16 protein-coding genes are annotated in these 20,619 nt (G+C 73.3%); 5 read left to right on the top strand and 11 right to left on the bottom strand.

Features of this window, described 5'->3' with window-relative positions:
- The first annotated feature begins 4 nt into the window (after positions 1-4).
- Positions 5-1,714 carry a carbamoyltransferase family protein gene (locus tag NAEX_RS26125; RefSeq protein WP_096330198.1) on the top strand — a complete coding sequence of 570 codons (1,710 nt, stop codon included), beginning with the start codon at positions 5-7 and terminating at the stop codon, positions 1,712-1,714.
- A gap of 52 nt (positions 1,715-1,766) precedes the next feature.
- A complete protein-coding gene (locus NAEX_RS26120) occupies positions 1,767-1,979 on the top strand; it encodes a DUF5989 family protein (RefSeq protein ID WP_096330197.1) in 213 nt (70 codons plus the stop codon).
- Between the two features lie 259 nt (positions 1,980-2,238).
- On the opposite strand, the gene NAEX_RS26115 is transcribed toward NAEX_RS26120, so the two are convergent.
- From NAEX_RS26115 to NAEX_RS26105, 4 genes are all read right to left on the bottom strand, one after another.
- A complete protein-coding gene (locus NAEX_RS26115; protein ID WP_096330196.1) occupies positions 2,239-3,060 on the bottom strand; it encodes an SRPBCC family protein in 822 nt (273 codons plus the stop codon).
- Positions 3,044-3,658 (bottom strand): ArsR/SmtB family transcription factor, encoded by a 615-nt coding sequence (locus tag NAEX_RS26110; protein ID WP_096330195.1) that lies wholly within the window; start codon positions 3,656-3,658, stop codon positions 3,044-3,046. The genes NAEX_RS26115 and NAEX_RS26110 overlap by 17 nt, the downstream gene beginning before the upstream one ends.
- A 279-nt stretch (positions 3,659-3,937) precedes the next feature.
- Positions 3,938-4,069 carry a hypothetical protein gene (locus NAEX_RS53920; protein WP_275937640.1) on the bottom strand — a complete coding sequence of 44 codons (132 nt, stop codon included), beginning with the start codon at positions 4,067-4,069 and terminating at the stop codon, positions 3,938-3,940.
- 89 nt (positions 4,070-4,158) lie between these two features.
- On the bottom strand, positions 4,159-4,770 hold the full coding sequence (locus NAEX_RS26105) for a hypothetical protein (protein ID WP_143825624.1): 612 nt from the start codon (positions 4,768-4,770) through the stop codon (positions 4,159-4,161).
- Positions 4,771-5,465: 695 nt separating this feature from the next.
- Here NAEX_RS26105 and NAEX_RS26100 point away from each other — a divergent pair.
- Complete coding sequence (locus NAEX_RS26100) at positions 5,466-5,693, top strand: peptidoglycan-binding domain-containing protein (RefSeq protein ID WP_143825623.1); 228 nt, start codon at positions 5,466-5,468, stop codon at positions 5,691-5,693.
- A 15-nt stretch (positions 5,694-5,708) separates the two neighbouring features.
- Here NAEX_RS26100 and NAEX_RS26095 read toward each other — a convergent pair whose 3' ends face one another.
- From NAEX_RS26095 to NAEX_RS26060, 6 genes are all read right to left on the bottom strand, one after another.
- Positions 5,709-6,035, bottom strand: coding sequence for a hypothetical protein (locus NAEX_RS26095; RefSeq protein WP_143825622.1), 327 nt, complete (start codon positions 6,033-6,035; stop codon positions 5,709-5,711).
- 225 nt (positions 6,036-6,260) lie between these two features.
- Entirely contained in the window at positions 6,261-6,659 is a 399-nt protein-coding gene (locus NAEX_RS26090; RefSeq protein ID WP_096330191.1) for a hypothetical protein, read from the bottom strand.
- Between the two features lie 429 nt (positions 6,660-7,088).
- Positions 7,089-8,585: a hypothetical protein gene (locus NAEX_RS26085; RefSeq protein ID WP_096330190.1), complete on the bottom strand. Its 1,497-nt coding sequence runs from the start codon at positions 8,583-8,585 to the stop codon at positions 7,089-7,091.
- A gap of 340 nt (positions 8,586-8,925) precedes the next feature.
- Entirely contained in the window at positions 8,926-12,300 is a 3,375-nt protein-coding gene (locus NAEX_RS48285) for a protein kinase domain-containing protein (protein WP_170136013.1), read from the bottom strand.
- Positions 12,297-14,402: an SIR2 family protein gene (locus NAEX_RS50705; protein ID WP_170136012.1), complete on the bottom strand. Its 2,106-nt coding sequence runs from the start codon at positions 14,400-14,402 to the stop codon at positions 12,297-12,299. Before NAEX_RS50705 ends, NAEX_RS48285 begins: the two co-directional genes overlap by 4 nt.
- Before the next feature lie 546 nt (positions 14,403-14,948).
- Positions 14,949-16,109 carry a PcfJ domain-containing protein gene (locus NAEX_RS26060; protein ID WP_143140297.1) on the bottom strand — a complete coding sequence of 387 codons (1,161 nt, stop codon included), beginning with the start codon at positions 16,107-16,109 and terminating at the stop codon, positions 14,949-14,951.
- Positions 16,110-16,893: 784 nt separating this feature from the next.
- Here NAEX_RS26060 and NAEX_RS26055 point away from each other — a divergent pair.
- Entirely contained in the window at positions 16,894-18,426 is a 1,533-nt protein-coding gene (locus NAEX_RS26055) for a hypothetical protein (RefSeq protein ID WP_096330185.1), read from the top strand.
- Positions 18,427-18,585: 159 nt separating this feature from the next.
- Here NAEX_RS26055 and pyrF read toward each other — a convergent pair whose 3' ends face one another.
- The gene (gene pyrF, locus NAEX_RS26050) at positions 18,586-19,317 is read right to left on the bottom strand and encodes an orotidine-5'-phosphate decarboxylase (RefSeq protein WP_245913802.1); all 732 of its coding nucleotides are present in this window, start codon (positions 19,315-19,317) and stop codon (positions 18,586-18,588) included.
- A 47-nt stretch (positions 19,318-19,364) separates the two neighbouring features.
- On the opposite strand from pyrF, the gene NAEX_RS26045 reads away from it, so the two are divergent.
- A complete protein-coding gene (locus NAEX_RS26045; RefSeq protein ID WP_096330184.1) occupies positions 19,365-20,516 on the top strand; it encodes a serine hydrolase domain-containing protein in 1,152 nt (383 codons plus the stop codon).
- Positions 20,517-20,619 lie beyond the last annotated feature (103 nt).

Genomic DNA, 20,619 nt, shown 5'->3' with positions numbered 1-20,619 from the left:
CCTCATGGCCCGCGTCCTCGGCATCTCCGCGCACTACCACGACGCCGCCGCCGCGCTGGTGGTCGACGGCGAGGTGGTCGCGGCGATCCAGGAGGAGCGGCTGTCGCGGATCAAGCACGACCCGGGCCTGCCGCTGGCCGCCGCCTTCGCCTGCCTGCAGCACGCCGGCCTGCGACCCGGCGACCTCGACGCGGTCGCCTTTTACGAGGAGCCGTTCGCCAAGCTCGAGCGCGTCCTCGTCCACCTGCTGCGCCACCTGCCGCGGACCTGGCGGGCCTTCCCGCGCGCCCTCGCCGGCCAGCTCGGCAGCAAGATCTGGGTCCTCGATCACCTGTCCGAAGGGCTCGGTGTCGCCCGCGACCGCGTGGTCCGCTTCGACCACCACCGCAGCCACGCCGCCAGCGCCCTGCTGGTCTCGCCGTACGAGCGCGCCGCCGTGCTCGTCGTCGACGGCGTCGGCGAGGCCCACGCGACCACGATCTGGGACGGCCGCGGTTACGACCTGCGGCTGCTCGCCAGCGTCGACTTCCCCCACTCGCTCGGCCTCCTCTACGCCGGCCTCACCGCGTACCTCGGCTTCACCGTCAACGAGGGCGAGTACAAGGTCATGGGCCTGGCCGCGTGGGGGCAGCCGCGCCTGCGCGAGCAGTTCGCGCGGATCGTCCGCCTCACCGGCGACGGCGCCTACGAGCTCGACCTGGCCTGCTTCGCCCACATGAGCGACGCCGACCTCGGCTTCGGCCCCGCGCTCGAGCGCCTGCTCGGCCCGCGCCGCCCGCCCGGGCGCCCGTGGGACTTCGAGCGCGAGGACGACCGCCACTACGCCGACGTCGCCGCCACCCTGCAGGCTGTCCTCGAGGACATCTTGCTCGCGCTCGCCCGCAAGGCCCGCGCCTTGACCGGCGCCGACCACCTGTGCCTCGCCGGCGGCGTCGCCCTCAACGCCCTCGCCAACGCCCGCCTGCAGGCCGAGGCCGGCTTCGCGCGGGTGTTCGTCCAGCCGGCCGCGGGCGACGCCGGCGGCGCGCTCGGGGCCGCCCTCCTGGCCGCGCGCGAGCGCGGCGACCCTCGCCCCGCGCCGCTCCGCACCGCCGCTCTCGGCCTGCCGGTCGACGCCGACCGGGCCCGCGACGTCGCCGGCGAGCTCGGCCTCCCCGTGCGCCGCGTCGACGAGCCCGCCGCCGCCGTCGCCCGCCTCGTCGCCGCCGGGAAGATCGTCGCCCACGCCCGCGGCCGCTTCGAGTGGGGCCCGCGCGCCCTCGGCCAGCGCTCGCTGCTCGCCTGCCCGCGCGACCCCGCCACCCGCGAGCGCATGAACCGGCTGATCAAGGAGCGCGAGCCGTTCCGCCCGTTCGCCCCCGCCGTCCTGTCCGAACGGACAGGTGATTTCTTCGCCGCCGGCCCCGACGACATGACCCCGTTCATGACCACCACCGCCCGCGTGCGTGACGACGCGCGCGAGCGCCTCGGCGCCGTCACCCACCGCGACGGCACCGCCCGCCTGCAGACCGTCGAGGCCGCGCGCGCCCCCGAGCTGCACGCCGTGCTGACCGAGCTGGCCGCGCTCGGCCACGACCCGGTGGTCCTCAACACCTCGCTCAACGGCGCCGGCGAGCCGATCGTCGCCGGCGCCGAGGATGCCCTGGCCTTCTGGTTGCGCCACGGCGTCGACGCCCTCGTCGTCGAAGATCTGCTGATCGAGAGGAGCCCGTGAGCGCCATGTCTCTCGTCGGCGCCGGCGAAGCGCTCACGATTGCGAGGACCGCATGAACGCCCCCGTCACCCGTCCGCCGCGTCCCGGCCTGCTGCGCCGCCTCGCCGCCCGCCTGCGGACGATCGCCGGCCTCGTCCTCCACTTCCTCCACCCCGCGCGCTTCGTCCTCGCGCCCCTGCTCATCGTCCTGCTGCTCGCCGGCGTGCTGCTGTGGCTCACCGGCGGCCTCGCCTACGTCGCGCCGTTCGTCTACACCCTGTTCTGATCGCTGCGTCGTCGACGGGGAGCTGCGCGAGCGCGGTGACAGGAAAAAAACGTCCTCCCGTCAGCGCGTGCACGCACGGACGCACCGGCTCCGCCTCGCGCGGGGGCGGTCGCCCGCATGGCCGCGCGCGGGCTGCGACCGTGGTCGTGCGCGTGGTCGGCCCGGACGACGCACCGGCGCCGCCTCGCGCGGGGCCGGTCGCACGCGTGGCCGCAGTCGGACCGCGGCCATTCATGCCAGAGCGCGTGACGCCCGGCGGTCACGCCTGCGACGAATCGCCCGTGCTCTCGGGGAACCGCTTCGCCATCCACGCGCGCCACTGCGGCTCGACCTCGGCCGCGGCCTCGGCGGAGCGGTCGCCGTAGAAATAGAGGCTCACCGCGGCGCGGGCCTTGCCGCCGTACGAGTAGGTCCCGACCTGAGCGATGCCCGGCGCGGGCCGCTCGAGCCGCAGCATCACCTCGCAGGTCTTCATGCCCTGCTGCACGCGCTCGACCGTGCCGACGAGCGTCGGCGCGTCGACCGGCGTCGACCGCTGCTCGCCGACATTGGGCCCGGACAGCCCGAGCGCCGCGCTCACCTCGCGCCAGGCGTCGTGATGCGTCCCCGGATGCACCCCCGAGGCGCCGAACGCCACGGCCTTCTGATCGGGGAAGTGCGACAGGTACGCGCGCAGCACCTCGAAGAAGCCCGGCCAGCCGGCCTCGAAGCTCTCGAGCTCGTCGTCCCAGGTGTCCTCGGTGGTGAACAGGCTGTGGACCATGCGGACCACGCAGTCGTCGCCCGAGCGGGCGCGAATGGTGATCTCCGTCGCCACCGGCGGCGCGCCGCTGCTCCACTCGTGCTCCTCGTAGCAAAGGCGCGACGGCGGGTGCCACTCGGTGATCGTCCCCCGCGACGCCGCGCCGCCGCCGAAGTCGAACGCGATCGCGCCGCCCTTCCGCTCGTCGACCGTCGTGGGGGTGAACCAGGCGCTGATGCCCGGCCCGGTGGCCATCGCGCGCCACAGCTGCTCCGGCGTCCCGGGGAACACAACATCGAGCTCGACCCATCGCTTCTCGGTGTCATTCTTGACTGGCATGGCAATCCTTTCTTGCTGCGTCGGCGGGCCGGGGGTGCGCCATCACCAGCAGGCGATAGTCGCGGCCGCCGGGCGCCGAGGTGTCGTGATAACGGGCGACCAATGTCGTGATCGCCAGAGTCAGATCTTTCGTGAACGCGGCGCGCTCGCCCGCGGAGGCGAAGCGGACCTCGGTGTCGATCGAGAGCGTCGCCAGCCGCTTGTCGGCGTCGACGGCCCGGCGCCACAGCGCCCCGACCTCGCGCACGACCCGGGCCGCCAGGGCGATCAGGTAGCCCGCCGACAGCCGATCGGTGGTGCGCCGCGGATCGGCGGCCACCGGCCCGAGCGCGCCGGGCGAGACGACGTACGAGCCGGCCGTGGCGACGAACAGGCGCTCGGTGAGGCCGCCCCAGCGCCGCTGCTCGGCCTCTCGCACCAGGCCGTGGTCCGCGAGCGCGCGCAGGTGGTAGTGGACCTTCTGCCGCGGCATGTCGAGCCGCGCCGCGAGGATGGCCGCGGACGCAGGCTCGGCCAGCTCGGCCAGCAACCTGCTCCGCACCGGATCGAGGGCGACCGTGGCCGCCGCCGGATCGTCGATGACGGCGATGTCGAGCACACGGGCACATTAGTTTGAAAAAAAAGTTTGTCAATGACCTACGAATCGGGAAAACTTTCGCCGCACCCGCCCTCCATTGCCTCCTCGGCGCCGCTTACCGCACGGTGAGAGGATTCATCGCGCGCGGCCCCATCCGACCGGGCCGGCCAGCGCAGCCTCCTCCATCTGCCTATTCGAGCATGTTCATCGGGTCACCCTCGAGGACGGCGAAGCTCGGCTCGCCCGCTCCTCCGCGCGTGCTCGGCGGGGCACGGGCGGCTCGCCGGCGCCGACGTCGGCTCACCCCGGCCAGCCGACGAACACGCAGTGCAGGGCGGCCGTCGCCAGCCCGACGAGGGCGCCCACGGCCCCGCTGTCGTTCGCCGGGCGGCGGCTCGTGAACGTCGCCAGCAGCATCGCCGAGAACAGCACCGCCCACGAAGCCGAACCGGCCCTGCCACGAGTGGGGCAGCGCCAGCGCCCACACGAGCGGCACCCCCTGGGCCGCCATCGAGCGTCCCTCAGACCAGGCGATAGATCGCGTGGCGCAGCGGGCGGATCAGCTGGATCGTCGCCTCGTCGCCCTTCAGCAGCGCCGCGGCCGTCAGGCACGCCTCGGCCAGCACCACTTCGATCAGCTCCGCCGACAGCCCGAGTTGCTCGCCGACGGCGCGCACGCGCGAGCGCTCGGCGCCCGACAGCCCGTCGAGCGCGGCCAGCAGCGTGCCGCCCGACAGCATGTACACCGCCAGCGAGCTGCGCGGTTGCACGACCTCGGCCACGTGCTCGGGGCGGACCATCGACACGTCGAACTCGAGCAGGTGGCGCTGCGCGACCTCGGGCAGCCCGTGGCGATCCATCAATCGCTTGAGGCCGGTGACCTCGGCGCCGCTGACCCCGTCGGCCGCGGCCATGTATTTCGACAGCAGGATCAGGTGCAGCTCGGTCTCGACGCTGATCTCCGCGCCCAGGCCGTGGACCGCGTGGTCGCGGACGCTGAGCTCCACGTTGCGGTACGTCTCGTCGTCGAGGCTGTCCAGGAGCTCCTGGACCGACGCCAGGATCGGATTCGTCGCCGCGTTCACGCAGTCCTCCGCCGGGGTCGTTATAACCCACGCGATCCGCGGCAGCATGGGGGTCGACGCGCCCGCTCGCGCGCGATCTCGTCTCGGACGCGCTCCTGGCCGCGAGCCCGGCTCGCGGCGGTCGTGATCACCCGCGGCCCCGAGCTCGTCCGCGCGGCGTCCGAGGCTCGCGTCGAGATCGCCCTCGCCGACCTCGGGCCGCCGCCGACGCGCCTCGCAGTGCGTGCATTTGATCCCGACGAGGCGCGGCCCCGCCGCGGTTGCCGGGCCTCCGGCGCGCGCCCTACACTGCGCCGCAGCATGCCGAAGCACGTCGTGGCGCCTGGCGAAGGGGTCTCGAGCATCGCCGATGCGTACGGGTTCTTTCCCTTGACCCTGTGGAACCATCCGGAGAACGCGCGCCTCAAGGCGGAGCGCGAGGACCCCAACATCCTGGCGCCGGGCGACGTGCTCTTCATCCCGGAGAAGCGCGTCCGCCACGAGGAGGTCGCGACCGACAACGTCCACCGCTTCGTCAAGCGCGGCACCCCGGCGCTGCTGCGCCTGCAGGTGTTCGTCGACGACGTGCCCCAGCGCGAGCGAGACTACGAGCTCACGATCGACGGCGCGATCCGCCGCGGCCGCACCGACGCCGACGGCGTGCTCGAGGAGGCGTCCCGCCGGCGGCGAAGCTCGCGATCCTCGAGATCGGCCCCGAGCGGACGCGCTTCGAGATCCGGATCGGCCACGTCGATCCGCTCGACGTGCGCCGCGGGGTGCAGGGCCGCCTCGGCAACCTCGGGTTCGCCTGCGGCGACGAGGAGAGCACGCGCGCCGCGGTCGCGGCGTTCCAGCGCCGGGTCGGCCTGCCCGTCAACGGCGACGTCCAGGACCCGCAGCTCCTCGCGGCCCTGCGGCGCTACCACGACGAGCGCGAGCCCTTGCCGACCCAGGCCGCGAGCGGCCGGTTCTTCCGCGACGAACCGCTCTAGTGCCGCGGCCCGCTCTCACTCGCCGAGGACGTGGGCGAGCACCGAGGCGACCGCGGTCACGACGACCACGGTCGCCGTGTAGCGCCGCCAGTGGGCCAGCGTCGCCGGTTCGCCGGCGGCCGTCGTGCCGCTCCAGCGGGTGATGTCGACCCGTCGCGCGAGGATGCCGAGGACGACGGTGACCCAGACGACGCCGTCGAGCGGTGAGGGGAAAGCAGCCCCCTCCATTGCGATCACCGCCAGCGACGCGTACACGATCGCGTTGCTGAGGAGCATCCAGAACAGTCGCAGCGCGCAGCCGGCCGGAGCGGGAGCGTTCTCGGGGGTATGGACCTGTTGCACGGTTCGCCTCCACCGCCGCAAGAGTGCGGCATGCGAAATGGCGGCCCGACCATTCCAGCGCCCACGACCGCCTCGGGACGGGATGTGCGCCCAAACCTGCGCCGGCGAACCGATCGCCGACGCACCCTTGATTGCCTGTGAGTCTATCTCGCTGGGCCTCGGCTCTGACGAAAGCCACGCGCACGATGAGGAGCGCGTGGTGCCTTCATTGCCCGCGGCGTGCCATCAGCGAGGCGGACTTCGCTCGAGCTGAAACACGAACACCCTTCCGAACACACCGACCGCGACGGTCGCGTCGCCGGTGGTGGCCGAAACGAGCAGGTAGTCGCCGTGGATGAGCACCGGGTCGTTCAACGACGCCGCGGCGCGGAGCGCGTGCAGATGCTGCGTCCGGTCCGGCTTCGTGAGCACGGCCAGCACGAGCAGCGTCGCCACGGCCATCTTGTCGAACCAGCGCGGCCGGACGCCGTGCCGCGCGCGCACCGCGAACCAGAGGAGCGCCAAAAAGGCGACGAGGACAGGGATGGCGACCGCCTGCTTCACGAGCGGACTGATCGCGTCTCCCGCCAGTACGGTGGCGACGAGGGTCGGTGCGGACACGAGGTCCAGCAGGTCGAATTGCATCGGATCGTCTTCCGCGATCGCTCCTGCGATCTGCGGAATGGCGGCCCGACCACTCCAGAACCTGTGACGGACCTCCCGCCACACCCCACGCGGATTTGCACCGCGTGCTATGGAGATATCGCAGCACGGCTCGGCCTGCAAGTGATGCTCGCCGGGATTACCAAAATTTCATCCTCCGCCCGCGACTTCGACGGCCCGCGGACGGCCATCGCTTCGCGGTCGAGATGCTCCGCTCGCGGCGCGGCCAGCGTGAGCGGTCGAGCACCTGCCGCGGCAGATCCAGCAGCGCACCGAGCTCGGCGTGCCGCAGGAGGTGCCGGCGGAAGAACTCGGAGTCGCAGCACAACTCGCTGCAGGTCGCTGCGGCCGAGCCACGAGCAGCGGCCGCGGCGCCGGCGCCCGCAGCGGCGCAACGTGACGGCTCGCTCCTCACGAGACCTCGTGACGGACGGCGCGCCGCAGCAGACCCGGCGGCGCGCCGCTCGCCCGCGGATCGAGCTCGCGAACCAGCGGCGCCCCGGACGACGGCGACCGCGATGTCGTCCTCGCTGCCCGCGAGGCGTGGAGGTACACGACGGTCTGCCGGGCGCAACTCTGCTGATTCGCGTGGATGCGCGGGCGGGTCTCGAGGCCCGTGGGCACGGCCGCGGCCGGGTACGGCGCGCACTCGTGGAGCGCGGCGAAGGCGTCGCTGACGGCGATGCCGGTGACGATCCCGCCGACGATCGAGCGCGCGTTGTGATACGTGCTGGCGACCGCCGCGCCGACCGCCTGCACGGCCGCGTCGACGTAATCCTTGGTGCGGCTCGGCCGATCGGGCTGGGCCGTGGGCAGCCCGTTGTCCCGCGTCGCCCGATCGGTCCACGACCAGCGGATCCGGAAGTCGCCGAGCGAGCCGAACCGCGGCGCGGGGGCGCGCTGACCGGCGCTGTCCTGCAGGTAGACCTGCGCCCGGATCGGCAGCATCGGCCGCGGCAGGAAGGCCCGCTCGACCGAAACCTTGCGGTCGGTGTTGAACTCGGCGTCGATGCCGACGTAAAAGCGGTCGGCGTCGAGGTAGAGCCGCTCGTCGCGGTTGGCGTCGGCGAACACGCGCGGGTCGCCGAGGATGTACTCGGCCGCGTTGCCGGCGCTGTCGAGGCGGTGGTGATCGCCGCGGTGCAGCGCGGCCAGCAGCTCCGGCGTGATCGCCTTGAGCCCGCCCGGCGCGTCGACCCACGGGGCCTGCAGGTCCTTGCCGGTCGGATCGTACTGAAACAGCCGGCGCGACAGCTCCGGATGGTTCCGCTTGTAGCGCAAGATCGCCAGCTCGAGGCCGGCGGTCAGCGCCGGCGGCGACGGCTGCGGGCCGGGGAAGTACCCCATCGCGCCGAGGCGGTACCAGGTCCAGAGAATGATGTCGGGGTCGGTCAGCGTCGCCGCGGCGAACGTGGGCGCGAGCCCGGCGACGGCGGCGTCGAGCCGCTGCACCTCCTCGGTCGGGAGCCACTCGCCCAGCGAGAGCTCGATCGAGTGATAGAGCACCGCGACCTGATGGAGGGTCGGCACCGGCGGCGCGTCCTTGACCAGGCTGGTCACCTTGTTCTTCGCGCTGGCGAAGAAATGGAGGGAGGCCGCGAAGAGGCCCGGCGGCGCCGGGTTCTCGACGCCGTAGAGCCGCGCGCGGTACGGCGAGTCGAGCGGACCGACGAAGCGCATGGGAGCGTCGGGCGCGGCGTGATCGCCACGGCCGTCCCACAGCGTCCCGTCGTAGAGGCCCACGGTCCGGTTGCGATAGACGACCCGGCCCTGGCGATCGCTGATCTCGAACTCGTAGGTGTCGAAATGCTTCGGGTTGCGCGGGTCGTACACGAATGTCACGGATTCGTGCCCGGGCGCGAATTGCTGCAAGTCGGTGCTCTGAATGTTCAGCTCGGTCCGGGGCACGGCGAAACCTCAAACTCTCCCGCGGCTGGCAGAGGGGACGACGCTAGGAGGCGCTACGGGGAGTGTCAAGGCGGCGAGAATGCGCATTCGCGCGTTCGCCGGGATCGCCGCGGCTCGCGTGCGCGCCCGACCGGCTCGCGCCGCGTGGCGCGCGAAGGTCGGGGCGCGCGAAGGTCGGGGCGCGCTCGCGATTGTGCGGAGTGGGTCGGCGAGGCCGTCGTGGTCACCACGTCGCCGTGAATCCCCCGACCCGCGAGTGCTGCCGGCGACGAGGACGCGGCGCGCGCGCGGCGGATTCGCGGCTCGGCGACCTCGCGGGCCCGCACGGCGGGCGCGGGGCTCAGCGCTTGAGCTGGACCCCGCCGGTGGGCGGGAGCCGCGACGCCCCGCCGGCCCAGCGGTTGAAGAAAGCCTGCGCCGACTTGTTGTCCGGGTCGATGCGCAGCACCCGTTCATAATAATGGGCAGCGCGGTCGTAGCGGGTCATCGCCTCGTTGACCTGGGCCAGCCCGAGCAGCGCCGTCAGGTTGCGCTCGTCGGTCGCGGCCAGCAATTGTTCGAAGGAGCGCTCGGCGTCGGCGTATTCGCTGATCTGCTTGAGGCCCTGGGCATAGCAGCGCAGCGCCTCGATGTTCTGCGGCTTCTGCTCGAGCACGCCCTTCAAGATCGCCACGCCCGCCTCCGCGTCGCGGGCTCGCACCTGGTAGCAGCCGTCGTCGATGCGCTCCTCGATCGACTTCTTGGTCCGCTTCTGCCCGGGGTTCGGCGAAGTGGGCGGCTTGTCGTTGCTCGGCTTGCTGGTCGTCGCGCCGCCTGCCTTGCCGGCGGTGGCGCTCTCGTCGGGCGGGCCCTGCTCCTCGCCGGTCGTCGTCGCGCCGTCGGTGGTCTCGGCGCCCGGCTCGGGCCCGGACGTGGTCAGCTCGGCCGGCTTGTCGCCCGTCGCGGGCGGCGGCGCGCTGGTCACCGTCGCCGGCGGCAGCTCGGGGCCGATCTTCTCGAAGCGCGGCCCCGAGTCGTCCTGCTTCTCGGGGGTGTCGGGCTGCGCGGGCGTGGTGGACGGCGCGTCTTTCTTGCCCTCGCTGCGCTGGAGCGTCGACGGCACGAGCGGGCGCGAGTCGTCGCTGTCGCGCTCGTCCTCGGCGGTCTCGCGCAGGCCGGGCCCTGCGATCTGCATCGCCAGCAGCACCAGCGCCGCGCTGGCGAACAGCCCCAGCAGCGCGTACACGCCGCGACCGGGCGCGCGGGCCACGGGCCCCGGCGGCGGCATGGGCTGCGCCTGCGCGGCCGCCCGTGCGTCGAGCATCGTCGTCTGCCGCGGCGCTCGCTCGGGCGCGTCGATCTCCGCGCTGGCGACCGTCGCGTCCGCGAGCGCCATCTCGGCGGCCGTCGCCTGCACGGCGGTCGCCGACAGGTTCGCCGTCGTCAGCGTCGCCTCGGCCGCGCGCGCGGCCTCTTCTCGCAGCGGCGGAGCCGTGATCCTCGCCGCCGGGGCCCTCGGCGCCGCAGCGAGCGGCGGCGGGGTGCTCGGCGCCGCCGTCACCGGCGCCGCCGTCACCGGCGCCGCATCCGAGTCCTCGACCTCCTCGACGATCGGCGTGAAGCTCTCCAGCCCCGCGCCCGTCGGCCCCGCGGCGCCCGGCGCACCTGCTGCCGCCACCGGCTTCGCCGCCGCCAGCGGTCCCGACTCGGGCAGCGGCAGGGTCGCGAACATCGCGGTCCACGTCGGCGCCATCGCCTGCTTCTGCGTCACCGGCGGCGGCGCGGCCTCCGTCTCCGTCTCGGCCCACGCCGTCGACAGCGCCTGCGTGAACTCGGCCGCCGAGCGGAAGCGGCGCTCGATCTCCCACGCCACTCCCTTCTTGAGCACGTCCTTCATCAACCCCCCGCAGTGCAGGCGGTCGATGAAGCGGTCGGCGTCGCGGACCACCTCGAGCGGCAGCTCGGCGCCGTGCAGCCCGAACACCGCCGTCATCGCCAGGCCGTAGATGTCGGCGCGGTGGTCGGCGTCCTGCGGCCGGTTGAGCACCTCGGGCGCCGCGTAGATGAAGGAGCCCATCGGTCCGGTGCGGGTCGAGCCCGACGCGTCCTGTTCGCGGACCAGGTCGAAGTCGGTCAGCTTGGCCGTGCCGCCCTCGCCGAGCAGCACGTTCGACGGCTTCACGTCGCGGTGGACCAGCCCGCGCTCGTGCGCGTGGACCAGCGCCTGGCCGACGGCGACGATCCCCGCGACCACCTGGTCGTGCGTCAGCTTCTTGTCGAGCACCGCCTCGTGCAGCGTCCCGCCGGACATGTACTCCATCACGAAGTAGTGCCGGCCGGCCTCCTCGCCGTACGGCTCGAGCACCTGGACGATGGCCGGGTGGCGCAGCTCGGACATCTTCCACGCGCCGCGGAAGAAGCGGTCGCGGCGGGTCTTGTCCTCGGCGAATTGCCCGTGCAGCACCTTGAGCGCCACCTCGCGCTTGGCCGTCTCGTCGCGCGCGTGCCACACCGTGGCGAACCCGCCCTGACCGATCGGCTCGAGCAGGCGGTAGCGGCCGCGGGCCAGCACGTCGCCCTCGCGGAGCTGCGCGCCCTCGCGGAACTCGCGCTTGAGCGCCGCGATCTCGGCCTCGACCTCGCTGGTGGCGCGGCCCTCCTCCTCGAGCTGCTGGCGCTTCGTCAGCGCCGCCTCGAGCTTGCGACCGAGCGTCGCCTTGGCGCCCGCGACCTTGAGGTCGAGCGGGCCGCCGGCCCCGAACACGCGGGCGTACACCTCGTTGCGGAACGGGTCCATCCCGCGGCACAGGCCCGTGAGCTGCAGCTCCTTGCGGTCCTCCTCGCCGAGCTCCTCGCCGTCGACCAGGCGGCGGAACAGCATCGCCAGGCGCGGGTCCTGCGTGACCAGGCGGAAGATGTTGTAGAAGTGGATGTTGCGCGAGCTCTCGGCGACGATGGTCGTGACCACCGCGTCGACGTCGCTGGCGTCGAGCTTCCTGGCCCCGCGGGCGGCGCGGTTCCACAGCGCCTCGAACACGAGCTGGCACAGGAACACCGAGCCCGCCGTCAGCTCGAACACGCGGGCGACCAGGTCGGGCCCGGCGAACGCGCCGGCGGTCGCCAGGTACGACGCGAGCTGGCTGACCTGGGCCAGCGTCAGGTCCTCGAGCGCGATCTCGATGGCGACGTTGAACGGCGACCAGCGCGGGTCGGAGATGAAGCGCGACGAGTGGGCCGCCCCTGCCAGCACGAAGGTCAGGCGCTGCAGCGCCTCCTCGTGCGCGCGCAGGTTGAAGAAGGTCCTGATCTTGCTGAAGATCTGCTCGCGGCACTCGACGTGGAGGAGCACGTCGATCTCGTCGACGAAGATCACCAGGCGGCCGGGGAACGCCGACAGCCAGGCCTTGAACACGTCGCGCGGGTCGCCCTTGCCGATCGGCGCCGGGTCGAAGTTGGCGCTGCGGGCCACCTCGTGCAGGAACTGGCGCCAGAAGTCGTCGTACGAGCGGACCACGAACGGCGACAGGTCGACCAGCGCGCAGCGGAACTCCGGCGCCGGCAGCGACGACATCGTGCGGGCGATCAGGCTCGACTTGCCGCTCTGCCGCGGCGCCGCGAAGTACGGGTAGTACTGGTTGTCGCGGATCTGCTCGACCAGCTCGGCGTCGGCGCCGCGGCGGATGTACGCCTTGCCGGCGAACGCCCCTGCCGCCCGGTACGGGTTCTCGACCGTCACCGGTAGCTCTCTTTCTTGCGCACCCGCGCCGCCAGGTCGGCGTCGCTCGCCCCGGCCGCCTCGTCCTTCCACAGGTTGAAGCACAGGCACTGCGCCGGCTTCGGCAGCATCTTGGTGCGCTCGCAGATCGCCGCCTGCTCCGTCTCCGCCACCGCGCGGGCCCGCGGCGGCAGCAGGGCCAGGAGCCGGCCGAGCTCCGCCTCGGTGAACGGGCGCAGCTCGACCTCGGGCCAGTCGCCGAGGTTCGGGTTCGACAGCTCGAAGCTCGCCAGCACCTCGGCGATCGGGTCGCGCGTGGTCACCACCAGCCGCATCGCCCCCGCGAGCTGCGTGACCACCCGGTACAGCGCCGGCACGAACCGCTGCGCCACCTCGGGCGTCAGCCCGCCGAACTCGTCGAGCGTCAGCAAGAGCGGCCGCTGGCCGGCGGCCGCCTGGACCTCGCGCCAGCTCTTGAAGCTCTGCCCGTAGGCGCGGCCGACCTCGGCGAAGAACTCGTCGAAGAACAGGTTGACGTCGTCGACCCGCATCATCTGCAGGTCGAGCAGGCACACCGCCGCGCCCGCCCCGCTGGTCCACGCGCGATCGGCCCGCAGGAGCAGGCTCGACTTGCCGATCGAGAAGTCGCCGCGGACCACCACCACGTGCGCGCCGCCCTCGAGCGCCTCCGCCAGCGCCGCGTCGGCCGCCCGCGCCACGTACGAGCGCGCCGCCAGCCCCAGCATGCCCGCCTTCTGGAACGGGTTCGGCCCCGAGGGCATGCCCGAAGCGACATGCTCCCCAGGACCGGTCCCGGAGGACATGCCCGAAGCGCCCTGTCCCAGCGAACCTGTCCCTGAAGACCCGTGCCCCGTCGCGCTCGCCGGCGTGGCCCCCGGCGCGCAGGCGGCCTCGGCGTGGGTCCCGAGCACCGCGGCGATCGAGCCGGTCGTGTGCGACGACGACGCCTCCGGGGCGGCAGGCGGCTCGATCGGCCGCTGCCCGCTCTCGCCGGCGAAGAACGACCCGCTGTGCCCCGGCCGCGCCCCGCCGTCGCCCGCGTGGTGCGCCCCGCTCTGCCCGGCCCGCGCTTCGCCGTCGCCCGCGTGGTGCGCCCCGCCGACCGGCGCCGTCGACTCGGCCAGCCGCTCGGCCAGCCGCGGCAGGAACGCGTGGGCGTCGATCCCCTTGTACAGCACCACCCGCCCGAGCTCGATGCCCGGGCGTAGCGCCTCGAGCAGGCGGCTCGACCCGCGCACGATCGCCGCCTCGTCGTCGGGGTAGAACGCCCACGCGATCTTGATCGGCGCCAGCCCGCCGCGGATGGTGGCGATCAGCGAGCGCGTGAACACGTCGTCCCACCCGCTGTAGCCGAGCACCACCAGGGTGCGCGCGCTGATCAGGTTGGCCAGCGACGCCGACAGCTTGGGCCGGTCCTGGCCGAGCTGCGCGGGCGTGTGCAGCGTGTCGGTGCGGAACCAGTCGCCGTGGAAGTGGACCACCAGGCAGCCCTGGCCGTCGACGCCCGCCAGGCTGCCGTCGCCGTGGAGCGCCGTCACGTAGGCGCGACCGCCGGCCCGGCGCACGCTGATCGACACCAGCGGGTCGAAGTTCGACGTCAGCACCAGCGGGCGGGTCGCCGCCGGCGCGCGCGCCAGCACCTGGCCGAGCGCGTCGGCGGCCGGCGGCAGGTGCCAGCCCTCGACGTCGTCCTCGAGCGCGCGGCACACCTCGTGGTCGTCGTCGATCACCGCCGGCGGCGTCGGGAACCGGGTCGACGGCCGGCGGGCCAGCAGCACCGCGCGGCGGATCACCGCGTTGGCCACGTCCTGGTCGCGCGTGCGCAGCAGGTGGCGAAAGGCCGCCTGATAGCGGTTGTCCGGCTCCTTCGCCAGCGCCGCCTCGAATCGCTGCAGCTCGCTGGCCCGCTGGTACTCGCCGCGGATAAGCTCGATCACCCCGTCGACCCGCGGCACCCCCGGCTCGCCCGCGCGGCTCGGGGCCGTCACCGCCGAGCCCACCAGGTACACCAGCTCGTGCGGCCGCGCCGAGAGTCGGTCCAGCAGGTCCTCGTCGCTCGCGAACTCGGGCGCCATCTGGCCGGCGGAGGAATCGGCGGGCATCGTGTCACCCGAGGATACCCCACGCCCGGCCGCCCGGCCCCGCCGGCTCCCCCGGCCGCGAATGACAGCGGCGACAGCGTCTCGGCCGCAGGCGCGCGCGCGTGGACGCGACGTGTCATGCCGTTCCCTCGCCAGCGCGATTTCGCGCAAGCGTCCGGGGATCGCCTCCGCCGCGGCTGCGCCGCCCGTCTCGCCCGGCCGCGCCGGCCTTTCGACTGCCGCCTGACGGAGCCCGTCCTGCCGGCATCGACGACCTCCGCGGGCTGGGAGCTCCCCGCGGCCGTCGCGCCCCTTCGGCCATGACCCGAAAGACATGTCTCAAAGGCAGGGCCGCGCCGGCGCCTCCCCGCGGCCGTCGCGCCCATTCGGACACGACCGAATAAACATGTCTCCAAAACCAGGCCTCCGCGGGTGTGCACAATCCAACGACATGTCCCCGAGGACACGTCCTTTCGATCGATCCTCTCCGGCGCGGCTCCATGCACCCGTCGCATCCCCGCCGCGCGCCGCCCTTGCGAGCCCACGCGCGGCGGGGCGCCTCCCCCATCACGACCCCGTCATGTCGAGCCGCTCCTGTCGCGCCCAGCGGGCGATGATCTCGCGCGCCAGGCCCTCCACCCTGCAGTTGGCGAACCCGCGGATCTGCACGATCCGCCGGCTCTGCGGCTCGACCTCGATCGTGAACCGCGACGCGAACTCGCCGCCCGGGCCCGCGCTGCGCAGCGACCAGATGCTCGAGATCCCGCGGACGCAGCGTCCGACGTAGGTGCCCACGCAGTGGCGCAGCGCCTGGCCCTCGGCCCGCAGGCCCTCGCTCGACAGCAGCTCGCCGATCTCCCACACCGTCACCTTCGGGTCGCCGCTGTCGTCGTCGATCCGCAGCCCCGCCCAGCCCGCGGCCGCCCACGTCCTGAACGAGCTCGCCGCGCCCAGCAGCTCGCGCTGCCGCGCCATCAGCAGTTCGTGCTGCCACTCGCGGACCTGTCGCCACAGCGCCTCGGGCGAGCGCCCGGCCCCCGCGAACTGCGGCGTCGGCCGGGTCGGCTCGCCGGCAGCGCCGTCCGTCGCGCGCTCGCGGAGCTGCGTCGCCTGCAGGTATTTTATCAGCGGCTCGACCTGCTCCGGCCGCAGCGCCTCCCAGTGGCGGATCATCCACTGGAACACCCCGCGCCAGAATCGGCTGTGGCGCAGATCGGCGCCCAACTCCGTCTGCGAGATCGCCTGCACCAGCTCCGGCTCGGCGCCCAGCCCCAGGAGTTCGGCCCGGCGGATCGCCGCGCGCACCGGCAGGTCCGCCGGTGACTTCAGCAGGATCTGCTCCATCTTGCGCGTCAGCTGCACCGGCAGCCCCGTCAGCTTGCGGAACGGGCGCCCGCCCGCGTGTTCGATGAACCACCCGCGCTCCTCGTCGCGGCCCGGCGAATCGTCGCCGAACCACGCCGAGGCCAGCATTCGCGGCGCCGGATAGCGACCCATCAGGTGCTGCGCCAGCGAGTGTACCAGCGCCATCGGGTGGCCGCGGCCGCCCTTCCAGCCCTCGACCTCGGCCCGGTGCCAGGCGTGGAAGCGGGCCAAATTGACGATCGCCTCCACCGCCCCGACGCCGCCGTCCAGCAGGTTCGAGCGCTCGCTCGCCGTCCACAGCACCCGCGCGAACGCCTCCTGCGCCGCTGGGTCGGCGCGCAACAGCGAATAACCGAGACTCACCGCATGATCGACCGTCCGCCGCGCGTGGCGACGGAAACAAATGATATTGGACACACGACTCTCCCTGCGCGCCACCGTCACCGCGCGCCGTACGAACCGACGAATCGACGCGTCGCGTGGCTCGGCGCCGATTCGGTCGGCGGCGGCGCGATGGCGGCTCCTGCCACGCGCACCCGGCCCAATCGCCGCAGATCGCCGCAAACGCGGCGCTCACGACCCGTCGAGGACTCTTCGTAGAGACCGGCGCCGCGCCACGCCCATCGAGCGCACGACGCGATCAGCCGGCCTCAGGAGAACCGAACGAACATGCCGGGGAGAATGCACGCACCCCCCACCCCTGTCAAGCACCATTCGCACGAGCGCGCCCGCTCACCTTCTGCATCGGTCGACCGAGCGCCGAGGCGAACATCGTCACATGTCCCCGAGGACAGCCCACGATTTTGACCCGGACGACCGCCTCGCCGCAGACCGACACACCGCGCTCACCCCAGCCGAGCCCGCCGCCTTGCGAACCGCGTCCTCCCGCACGAGCCCCGGGGCGAACGCCGACCCGTCCCCTCATCGGCACCGACCTCTCCGCCGTCCGACCTCGCCCCGCCCCGAGGCGGACGCAAACCCGCGGCTCGGCCTCGCATGCCACGAGTCTCCCGCGAGGCCGCCAACCCCAGCTCGAGTGGTGCGACCAGCCCCCGCTTGCAGGCCACGCCTCGCCACCGCACTGCGCTTCGTCGATCCGCGATCTCCGCATCGTGCCGGGCGAGCAACCGATGCTACGTTCGCCGCGATGCCTCGCCTCGCCCTCGCGACCCTCGTCTTCCTCTTCACGGCTTGCAGCGACGACCCTGCGACCTCGACGGGCGACGCGAGCGGCACCGGCCCCGGCGCGTCGACCTCGTCCGCGGCGAGCACCACCGACGACCTCGCGCCCACCAGCACCACCCCCGGCACCACCGGCGCCCCGGCTCCCACCAGCACCAGCGACCCCGGCACCAGCGACCCCGGCACCAGCGATCCCGGCACCACCGACCCCGACACCAGCGACACGGACAGCCCCCTCACCAGCACCACCGCCCCCGACACCACCGGCCCCGACGCGACCACCGACGCGACCCCCGACACCACCGGCCCCACGCCCGACCCGATCTGCCTCGACCCACCGGCGTGCGCCGACGTCGAGCCGACCGCGACCGAACATCAATTGGAGCTCCTCGACGGCTGCGCCTTCGCCCTCGCGCCGAGCGACTTCGCGGCCGGCATCGCCCGCGCCGACGCCCTGCTCGCGCGCACCGGCACCGCGGTCACCCTCGACGACGTGCTCGGCCAGCTCAACCGCGAGGCCGTGCCGGGCCTGTCGGCGTACCAGGCCGAGCGGATGAAGAACCACGACTACGTCGGCTTCCGCTGGAACGCCGGCGACGGGGCCGTCGACTACTGGTACCCGCAGGGCATCACCGGCTCGAGCGACGCGCGGGCCGACCACAAGGTCGGCGGCAAGCGGCTGCTTTTGGTCTCGTGGTACCACAAGATCGAGCGCGAGCCGACCGACCCGCCGGCCCGGGGCGTGCGCCTCAGCCTGGTCGACATCAGCGACCTCGACTCGATCCACTACCGTCACCTGCTGCTCGTCACGCCGACCGGCGACGGCCCCGACGTCAACTTCGCGGCCGCCAACACCAAGAGCGGCGACGCCCTGCACGCCGGCGGCATCGCCTGGGTCGGCGACCGCCTCTACGTCGCCTCCACGTCGGCGGGCTTCCGCGTCTACGACATGTCGCGGATCTTCGAGACCACCGCGAGCGACGACGAGGCGGCGATCGGGATCGCCGGCGGCAAGGTCCAGGCCCACGGCTATCGCTACGCGGTGCCGGAGATCGGTCGCTACAACCTCACCGCCGACTCGTGCCCGCTCCGCTTCTCCGCGGTCGCGCTCGACCGCAGCGCCGACCCGCCGGTGCTCGTCACCGCCGAGTACATGACCGACCTGACCGGCCGCCTCGCCCGCTGGCCGATCGACCTCGACAGCACCCGCCTCGTCGAGAACGGCGGCACCGTGTTCGCCCTCGACGCCGCCCTCGCCGGCCAGACGCGCACCCAGGGCGCCGTCACCTACGAGGGCGTCTACTACATGTCGTGCTCGAGCCAGGCCCAGCAGTGGGGCCGCCTCTACCGCAACCTCCCCGACTCGACCAGCGAGATCACCGCCTGGCCCGACGGCCCCGAAGACCTCTACGTCGAGCGCGACCTGAAGCTGATCTGGACCGCCGCCGAGCACCCCGACAAGCGCGTCACCCTCGGCATCCCGATGCAGGGCTATTGACGGCGGCGCGATTCGACATATGTCCTCCAGGACAGCCCCGGGGCGCGCCGGAAGACACCTGTCCCGAAGGTCAGCGAGGCCGGCCCGGGCAATCGACCTGTCCTGCAGGACAGCCGAGGCCGCGCCGCGACATCACCGGCCCCGAGGGGCAGCCGCGCCTCAGTTCGCCTCGGCGCCGGCGAGCATGTCGGCGACGATCGCGTCGGCCGCGGCGGCCGGGTCGGGCGCGCCGAGGATCGGGCGCCCGACCACCAGGTACGCCGCCCCGTCGGCGACCGCCTGCCCGGGCGTCATCACCCGCTTCTGGTCGCCGACCTCGGCCCCCGCGGGGCGGATGCCCGGCACCACGCAGGCGATGCCCGGCGCCGCCGAGCGCACCCCGGCCAGCTCTTGCCCGCTGCACACCACCCCCGCGCAGCCGGCCGCGCGCGCCAGCGCGGCCCGCATCACCACCAGCTCCGCGGGCGCGCGCGTGTGCCCGGCCTCGGCGCAGGCGGCCGCGTCCTGGCTGGTCAACACCGTCACCGCCAGCACGCCGAGCTCCGCGCCGGCCTCGGCCACGCACGCCTTGAGGTGGGCCAGGCCCGAGCCGGCGTGGACGGTGATGAAGCGGCAGCCGAGCGAGCGAGCCGAGCGGATCGCGCCGCACATCGTGTTGGGGATGTCGTGGAGCTTGAGGTCGAGGAAGATCTCGAGCTCGGGCACCTCGCCGCGGAGGCGGCGCACCACCTCGGGGCCCTCGGCCACGAACAGCTCGAGCCCGACCTTCAGCATGCCGACGTGGCCCTTCAGCGTCTGCGCCGCCGCGACCGCGGCCCGGGCGTCGGGCACGTCGAGCGCGACGATCAGGCGGCGGCGCATTTCGGACTCGGAGGCGAGGTGCAGCGGCATGGGCGGCGATCTAGCAAGCGCGGCGCGGGTGTTGCAAGCTCGCCGGCGTGCGTGAAGATCCGCATCGCGACCTGTTCGACCTCCTCGAGCACGGCGTCCGCGCCGGTGTTTACCCCGGCTGCGTCGCCCTCGTCTGGCGCGACGGCGCCGAGGTCTACCACGAGGCCCACGGCGACCTCGGCAGCCGCGAGGGCGCGCCGGGCTACCTGCGCGCGGTCAGCCGCGACACCGTCTACGACCTCGCCTCGCTGACCAAGGTCCTGGCCACCACCAGCCTCGCGGCCCTGGCCGTCGCCGAGGGGCGGGTCGAACTCACGACCCCGGTGCCGGCCGACTGGGATCGCGCCTGCCCGGGGGCCACGCTCGCCCACCTCCTGTCCCATAGTTCAGGTCTGCCGGCGCACCGCGAGTACTTCGCCGACCTGAGGCCTGGCCGCCCCGAACGGGTGCTCGACCGGATCGCCCAGACCCCGCCCGAGTACCCGCTCGGCAGCAAGGCGGTCTACAGCGACCTCGGGTTTATGATCCTCGGCGCCTGGCTCGAGCGCCTCTACGGTCAGCCGCTCGACCGCCTGTTCGACAACAAGATCGCCTGGCCGCTCGACCTCCATCGCGGCGACGTCCCGCGCCTCGGCTTCCACCGCCTGCTCGGCGCCCGCGGGCCCTCGTCCGCCCAGCAGCACCGCGTCGCCCCGACCGAGGTCTACGACCCCGCGCTGCACCCGGACGGCGTCCCGAGCTGGTTCGCCTGCCGCGCCCCCGTCCGCTGCGCCCACTACGAGGTCCACGACGACAACGCCTTCGTCATGAGCGGCGTCGCCGGCCACGCCGGCCTGTTCGGCGACGCCGCCGCGGCGCTCGAGCTGGCGCGCGCCTGGCTCGAGTGCAACCTGCCGGGCCTCGACCCCGCGACGCGAGATGTCTTTTGGACCCTGTCCAAAGTGCCAGGTTCCACGAGACAGCTCGGCTGGGACAGCCCGAGCCCCGACGGCAGCGGCACCGCCGCCGACGTGCTCTCGGCGCGCGCCTCCGGCCACACGGGGTTCACGGGCACCAGCCTGTGGATCGACCCCACCCCGCCCGACGGCCGCGGCCCGCTGATTGCGATCTTGCTGTCCAACCGGGTCCACCCCACGCGCAACGGCCCGCCGATCTTGCCGATCCGCCAGCAATTCCACCGCGCCGCCGTGCGCCTGTAGGCGAATCGAAGCCCGGGCCGCGACCGCGACCGCGACGAGCGCGAAGCCGGGCCGGTCCCTGTCATCGAGCAGCCCGAAGCGCGGGCCGCTCCTCCGCGGCGTG

Origin of the sequence: Nannocystis exedens (assembly GCF_002343915.1) — a bacterium.
GTDB classification, from domain to species: Bacteria; Myxococcota_A; Polyangia; order Nannocystales; family Nannocystaceae; genus Nannocystis; species Nannocystis exedens.
Note: the sequence above shows the minus strand (reverse complement) of the source record. Positions and strands in the feature narration are given on the sequence as shown.

Bases quoted from the DNA above. Each gene is read 5' to 3' on its own strand.
- NAEX_RS26125 (WP_096330198.1), top strand. From the start codon at position 5: ATGGCCCGCGTCCTCGGCATCTCCGCGCACTACCACGACGCCGCCGCC.
- NAEX_RS26120 (WP_096330197.1), top strand. From the start codon at position 1,767: ATGAACGCCCCCGTCACCCGTCCGCCGCGTCCCGGCCTGCTGCGCCGC.
- NAEX_RS26115 (WP_096330196.1), bottom strand. From the start codon at position 3,060: ATGCCAGTCAAGAATGACACCGAGAAGCGATGGGTCGAGCTCGATGTT.
- NAEX_RS26105 (WP_143825624.1), bottom strand. From the start codon at position 4,770: ATGCTGCCGCGGATCGCGTGGGTTATAACGACCCCGGCGGAGGACTGC.
- NAEX_RS26090 (WP_096330191.1), bottom strand. From the start codon at position 6,659: ATGCAATTCGACCTGCTGGACCTCGTGTCCGCACCGACCCTCGTCGCC.
- NAEX_RS50705 (WP_170136012.1), bottom strand. From the start codon at position 14,402: ATGCCCGCCGATTCCTCCGCCGGCCAGATGGCGCCCGAGTTCGCGAGC.
- NAEX_RS26055 (WP_096330185.1), top strand. From the start codon at position 16,894: ATGCCTCGCCTCGCCCTCGCGACCCTCGTCTTCCTCTTCACGGCTTGC.
- pyrF (WP_245913802.1), bottom strand. From the start codon at position 19,317: ATGCCGCTGCACCTCGCCTCCGAGTCCGAAATGCGCCGCCGCCTGATC.